The organism is Mesorhizobium sp. M7A.F.Ca.ET.027.03.2.1 (genome assembly GCF_003999175.1).
GTDB lineage: Bacteria > Pseudomonadota > Alphaproteobacteria > Rhizobiales > Rhizobiaceae > Mesorhizobium.
This window is the reverse complement of sequence record NZ_RZOM01000259.1, coordinates 1-6428: the sequence shown is the minus strand read 5'-3', so window position 1 is coordinate 6428 and position 6428 is coordinate 1. Positions and strand designations below refer to the sequence as shown.

Below are 6428 nucleotides of genomic sequence, written 5' to 3'. Positions count from 1 at the left end.
GGCAAGCCCGACTTCGAAAAACAAACGCGCGCTCTGGAAGTCATGAATCCCGCCCGGCGCGGCACATGATTTCGGCGCCGGGCGGGATTCATGGCTTCCAGGGCGCGCGTTTGTTTTTCGAAGTCGGGCTTGCCCGCAACGCCGCCATCAATGCCACGCCAGAGGATATCGAAAGCCTCGAGGAGGCGCTCGAAATCAACCGGCAGTCGATCGGGGACCTGACGCGCTTCGAGCGCACCGACGTCGACTTCCACTACGTGCTGGCGGTGATCACCCGCAATCGAATCTTCACAGCTATCCACGCGGCGTTGGCCGAATGGCTGCTCGAACAGCGGCGCACGACTTTGGCCAAAGGTGAAGACCGCAAGGCCTATGAGGCTCATCGCGAAATCTTTGACGCCGTCGCAGCGCGCGATCCAGACGCCTCCGAAGCGGCTATGCGCAGGCATCTGGAATATGTGTCCAGGCGCTATCTGGAAATTGCGGGTGCCAAGTGATGAGGGGCTTCGTGGTCTGGGTCGATTTCCGCCTCAAGCCGGGTGCCCGGGGCAGATTCCGCGAGCTTGTGGACGCCAATGCGACCGCGTCGATTCGCAGCGAAACCGGTTGCCGTCGCTTTGATGTGACGCAGGCGCGCGACGAGCCTGACCGGGTCCTGCTCTACGAGATTTACGACAGCGAAGCGGCATTCGAGCACCACTGCCGTACGGTTCATTTCGACGAATTCAATTCGCAGAGCGCGCCGCTCGTCGACACCAAGCTGGTGACCATCTGCGACCTTGTTCTCGAAGCTTCGTCCTGAAGAACGCGTAAGGGCAATGCGCCCCTTGTGGGCGAAGGGGAGGGAAGTCATGTCGGAACCAAGTCTCAAGGCGTTAGCCTCTCACAGGCGGGTCAAGCTCGGTACGCTTGTCGCCGAATTCGCCACGCCGGGAATTGGTCACATCCTGAAGTCCGCTGGTTGCGATTTCGTCTTTTTCGACATGGAGCATTCGGGATTCAGCTTGGAAACGCTGAAGAGCGCGATCCGCTATTTCGAGGCAGCCGATCTGCCGGTTATGGTGCGCGTGCCGTCGCAGGACTACCATTTCCTTGCCCGCGCGATGGACATGGGTGCTGAAGGGCTGATCGCACCGATGGTGAGTTCGGTCGAACAGGCGCAACACATCATCAAATCCATGAAATACCATCCTGCCGGCGCCCGCGGCGTGGCGCTGCAGATCGCTCACGACCGCTACCGTCCGGGTTCGGTCGCTAACAAATTCGAGGCCGCCAACAAGCGCTCGACGTTCATCTGCCTGATCGAGACCGCGGACGGCGTCAAGAACATCGACGGCATCGCGGGACTGGACGGGGTCGATTGTCTGTGGGTCGGACATTTCGATCTGTCCGTCTCGCTCGGCATTCCGGGCGACTTCGCCCACCCCACTTTCACCGCTGCAATGGCCAAAATCGTTGCAGCCGCCAAGAAGCACAACAAATCGCTTGGACGCCTGGTGCCCAACGTCGCGGAGGGACACGACTTCTACGCACAAGGCTTCGATTTCATTTGTTATTCGGGCGACGTTTGGGTCTTGCACGACGCGATGGCTGACGCGGTTTCCAAAATCCGGGCCGGGTGCCAATAGAGCGGAGGAGACGATGGACAGCGTGAAATTCAGGGTGGTGCTTTCGGGTGATTTCCGTAAGCCGGACGGCTCGCCGACCTATCCAGATTTCGATCTGGAGCCGCTGCGCAATGCGGCGGGCGTCGAGATGGTGTTCCTGGAATCGAACAGTCCGCTTCGCGCCGACCAACTTGAGGATTTCGATGCGCTGATCCTTCTCGCCCATCGCTTCGATTCCACGAGTGTCCCCAGGAGCGGCCGCCTGGCCGTCGTTGCCCGCTTCGGGGTCGGCTACGACACTGTCGACGTTGAGGCCTGCACCGCCGCCGGCATTGCCTTGGTCATCACGCCCGATGGCGTGCGACGGCCCGTCGCCGTATCCGTCATCACCTTCATGCTGGCACTGACCGGCAAACTGCTGACAAAGGACGCGCTCACCCGCAAGGGATCTCATGGCTTCCAGGAGCGCTCGGAACATATGGGCGTCGGGCTCGTCGGGCGTACGCTTGGGTCGCTGGGCATCGGCAACATCGGCGCCGAGGTCTTCCGCTTGGCGAGGCCCTTTGACATGCAATTCATTGCCCATGACCCGTTCGCTGACAAGAGGGTTGCTGCCGACCTGGGCGTCGAACTGGTCGGGCTGGAGGACCTGTTTCGCCGCGCCGACGTGCTGTCGGTGAGTTGCCCGCTGTCGCCGCAGACCCACCACATCGTCAATGCTGAGCGGATCGCCCTGATGAAGCCGACAGCTTACCTGATCAACACGGCGCGCGGCCCGATCGTCGACCAGAAAGCGCTGACACAAGCGCTGCAGGAGCGCCGCATCGCCGGTGCCGGTCTCGACGTGCTCGAGCAGGAGCCTCCCGATGCAGGCGATGCGATCCTTAAACTCGACAATGTCATCCTGGCGCCGCACGCGCTTTGCTGGACCGACCAGTGCTTTGCCGGCAACGGTGCCGCCGACGTCAAGGCGGTGATTGAGGTGCAGCACGGTCGCGAGCCGCGCGGCGTGGTCAATCGCGAGGTGCTTTCGAGCGAGCTGTGGAAGACCAGGCTGTCGGGGCTCGCGGCCCGCTTCGGAACCTAGGAGGACGCTGATTTTTGGTGCGCCGCCGCGGCCCCCTTGCGGCGACTTTACGGGAGGAATGCTCGACCGCCGCGCCCGCGGACGAGTGAGGCAAATGGAAACGGGAGGACCAAGCACTATGAACGATCGTGACAAACGTGACTTTCAGGCAGGTCTCGAAGCAGAGGTCGACGCCTTCATGCGCGGCGAAACTACCCGCCGAACTTTCATAACCCGCTTCGGTCAGATGACCGGCATGTTGGCTGCGTCTGGCCCAATGCTGGGGATGATGACCGATTGGGCGGTGGCGCAGCAGACGCTGGAACTGGCGGACGCCACCTCGCCGCTCGGCCAAGCCCAGGCTGCAGCCCTGAAAGCATCGAAGGAAGGCCCGGCGAACGGTTCCGCCTTTCGCGCGGTGGAGGCCGCCAAGGCGCATTCGGGCGTCACCCTCAACATGACCTACGAGGCTGGCCTGCAGGCACTCGATCCGCGCAATTTCAGTGGGCCGATGTGGGAGCAGCTTACGGGGATGAAGTCGAATGTCGTCGAACTGTCGAACCCGGACCAGTACTCCAAGGCGGTCGCCGAGCACATCGCCGGCTCAGGTGCCTATGACGTCCTCGACGTCTCGCCGGCCTGGACACCATCGCTTGCCGATGGCGGCGTCATCGCACCTCTCGACGACTACATCGCCAAATACATGAACCCGGCAGACCTCGAGGACTATCACCCTCTGTACAAGGCGCTGCCAACCTATAAGGGCAAGATCTGGGGGTTCTTCGACGACGGCGACATGTTCGCTCTCTACTACCGCAAGGACATTTTCGAGGATCCGAAGATGATGGAGGCCTACCAAGCAAAGTTCAACGCCAAGCTTGGACCGCCGAAGACCTGGGAGGAATATGCCCAGATTGCCCAGTTCATCACCGACCAGATGGCGCCAAAGGTCTATGGCGCGGGACACTTCCGCAAGGCGGGCAGCCCCGGCAACCAGTTCGACTTCCTGCAGCAGTACCGCGCCAATGGCGGCAAACTGTTCGGCGACGACATGAAGGCGGGCCTAGTTTCGGACGCCGGCGTCAAGACGCTGACCAACATGCTCGCGGCGAACAAGGCCTCGATCCCCGGCAACAACGAGCTCGACGCCGTCTCCCTGTGGGCGGCCTTCCTGACCGGCAAAGTCGCGATGATCTATTCCTGGCCTCCCAGCGGCCGCATGGCGGCGAATTACTCGCAGTCCGCCACGGCGATCAACTTCATCCCCCAGTCCCAGATCGCTGGCAAGGTCGGCTATGCCGTCGTTCCGGGCAATCCGGAACATGCCACCGGCTACAACAAGGCGCTGTCGGCGGACTCGCCCAACCCCGAGGCGGCGTATCTGTTCATGCAATGGATATGCTCGCCACCGGTCTCGCTGGCGCGTTGCATGCTGCCCTATGCGCTACGAGACCCGTACCGCATCTCGCACTTCAAGTCCGAACTCTACGGCGCGCTCTTCCCAAGTGCCAAGGAGTACCTTGCCAATCTCAACAACTCGGCAAATGTTGGTCTGCTCGACCCGATCATGCCAGGCGCGCAGGACTACTTCTTGAGCATCGACCGTATGTGCACGGCGGTGTGGGCTGGTGCGGATCCGAAGGCGTCGCTGGAAACGGCGGCGGCCGAGTGGAACGAGACGACCGACCGACTGGGTGTAGATTCGCAGAAAGGTTTCTACACCGAGTTCCTGAAACTGCCTGGCGCCACCGCCGACAACACGGTGGAAAAACTTGGCATGGCGGTCACCCTCTGAGGGGAGGCAGAGCCTGGAGCAATTGGTGTTGCGGGCGCTTGGCTCGCAACACCTCGCCGAACCGCTAAGCAGCCTTTTGGATACACCGATGCAGCCCACCGCTACGATTCACCGCTTGAAGGCCGCCGGCGCACCGCCCCGGCTATCTGCGTTCGCCCAATGGGCCGACCGCCATTTCAAGTGGCTGCTGGTCGCGCCCGCGGTGCTGCTGATATTGGCGCTGTCGATCTATCCGCTCCTGTTCTCGCTGGTCGTATCCTTCATCAACTACGACTTCCAGGTGCCGGGCCACGCATTTGTCGGATTGAAGAACTTCGAGCGGGTCGTGTTCGATCCCGTGGCACGTTGGTCACTGTTGCTGACGGCATGGCTGTCGGGCATCAGCGTCGCTATCGAATTCGTGCTCGGTCTCCTGGTGGCGCTGACAATGGTGCGCAGCTTTCCGGGCCGCGGCGTGATCATGTCGATCCTGATCGTGCCGCTGTTCATCAGCCCAGTCATCGTCGGCCAGGCCTGGACGCTGCTTTTGCAGCGGCCTTTCGGACCGACCAACTATATCCTGACGCAATTGCTGGGGCAGGAGGTTACGATCGGCTGGATGACCGAGCGCCCATGGCTCTATGTCTCGCTCATCATCGCCGATGTCTGGCAGTGGACGCCATTCATGTTCGTCATCCTGCTCGCTGGCCTGACCGCAATTCCTCCCAATCTCTATGAGGCGGCAGAACTCGACGGTGTCAACGCCTGGCAGGTCTTCTGGGCGATCACGCTCCCCCATCTGGGGCCGATGATGCTGCTGGCGCTGACTTTCCGTCTGCTCGACGCCATCCGTATGTTCGATACCATATTCATCATGACAGGCGGCGGCCCAGGAACACAAACGTACACGGCCTCCTATTATCTCTATACCGTCGGCTTCACGCAGTTTCATCTGTCGCAGGCAACGGCCGGAAGTTGGCTGTTCCTGATTTTTACGGCGCTCATCGTGGCGTTGCTGGTACGCCGGCTCTTGAAGGTCGATCCGGTCTGATGGCCGCCGTAGCGCCCGCCCGCCGCAGGAAACGCCGGTCGTTGCCGATCGGGCGAATCCTGCTTTTGGGGTTCTTCCTGGTGTTCGTGCTGTGGCCGCTCTACTGGATGTTCAACACCTCAATCAAGCCCAGCGACGACTACCTCACCGTACCGCCTGTCTGGTTCCCCGCGGAGCCGACGCTTGTCCACTACGAAGCCGCGCTGTTCACCTATCGCGGTCTCGACGGGCTTATCAACAGCCTGATTATTTCGCTTTCGGCCACGGTGCTTTCGGCACTGTTCGGCACGCTGATGGCCTATAGTCTGGCGCGCTACAACACGGGTGGCCGGCATCTGTCCTTCTGGGTGCTGTCGCAGCGCTTCCTGCCACCTATCGGCATCGTCCTACCGGTATTCCTGATCTACCGCGGCGTCGGGCTATACGACACCCATATCGGGCTGATCATAGCCTACACGGTCTTCACGCTGCCGGTGTCCGTTTGGATGATGTTCGCCTATTTCCGCGGCATGCCGAGGTCGATGGAGGAGGCGGCCCTCGTCGATGGCTGCACGCGATGGGAGGCTTTCTGGCGCGTTGCCGTGCCGCTGGCCGCGCCCGGCATCGTCGCGGCGGCTGTCTTCGCCTTTATTGCCTGCTGGACCGAGTTCTTCTTCGCGCTGATTTTGACAAGCCGAACTGCCTTCACGCTGCCAACGGTCTTCCGCGCCTTCATCGGCTTCCAGGGCGCACAATATGGTGAAGCCGCGGCCCTTGCCATCGTCTCCCTCGTGCCGTCGATCGCCCTTGGAGTGCTTGCTCAACGACATCTCGTGCGCGGGCTGACGCTCGGCGCCGTTCGCGGATAGGGAAAGTTAGGCATGGCCGAAGTCAGAATCACCGGCTTGCACAAGCGCTACGGCGCCTTCCATGCGGTGCGCGGTATTGACC

The 6428-nt window shown here is 61.6% G+C and carries 7 protein-coding genes; all 7 read left to right on the top strand.

Features of this window, described 5'->3' with window-relative positions; all coding sequences use genetic code 11:
• On the top strand, positions 1 to 497 hold a 497-nt coding region (locus EN750_RS13660; protein WP_127396721.1), incomplete at its 5' end, for an FCD domain-containing protein.
• An 11-nt stretch (positions 498 to 508) separates the two neighbouring features.
• Entirely contained in the window at positions 509 to 802 is a 294-nt protein-coding gene (locus EN750_RS13655) for a putative quinol monooxygenase (RefSeq protein ID WP_245482698.1), read from the top strand.
• Positions 803 to 851: 49 nt separating this feature from the next.
• A complete protein-coding gene (locus tag EN750_RS13650) occupies positions 852 to 1628 on the top strand; it encodes an aldolase/citrate lyase family protein (RefSeq protein ID WP_127396719.1) in 777 nt (258 codons plus the stop codon).
• Positions 1629 to 1641: 13 nt separating this feature from the next.
• Positions 1642 to 2694 (top strand): NAD(P)-dependent oxidoreductase, encoded by a 1053-nt coding sequence (locus EN750_RS13645; protein WP_127396718.1) that lies wholly within the window; start codon positions 1642 to 1644, stop codon positions 2692 to 2694.
• Positions 2695 to 2812: 118 nt separating this feature from the next.
• Positions 2813 to 4468, top strand: a complete 1656-nt coding sequence (locus EN750_RS13640; RefSeq protein ID WP_127396717.1) for an extracellular solute-binding protein — start codon at positions 2813 to 2815, stop codon at positions 4466 to 4468.
• Positions 4469 to 4556: 88 nt separating this feature from the next.
• Complete coding sequence (locus tag EN750_RS13635) at positions 4557 to 5498, top strand: sugar ABC transporter permease (protein WP_127380542.1); 942 nt, start codon at positions 4557 to 4559, stop codon at positions 5496 to 5498.
• A gap of 41 nt (positions 5499 to 5539) precedes the next feature.
• Positions 5540 to 6346: a carbohydrate ABC transporter permease gene (locus EN750_RS13630; RefSeq protein ID WP_245481795.1), complete on the top strand. Its 807-nt coding sequence runs from the start codon at positions 5540 to 5542 to the stop codon at positions 6344 to 6346.
• Positions 6347 to 6428: the final 82 nt, after the last annotated feature.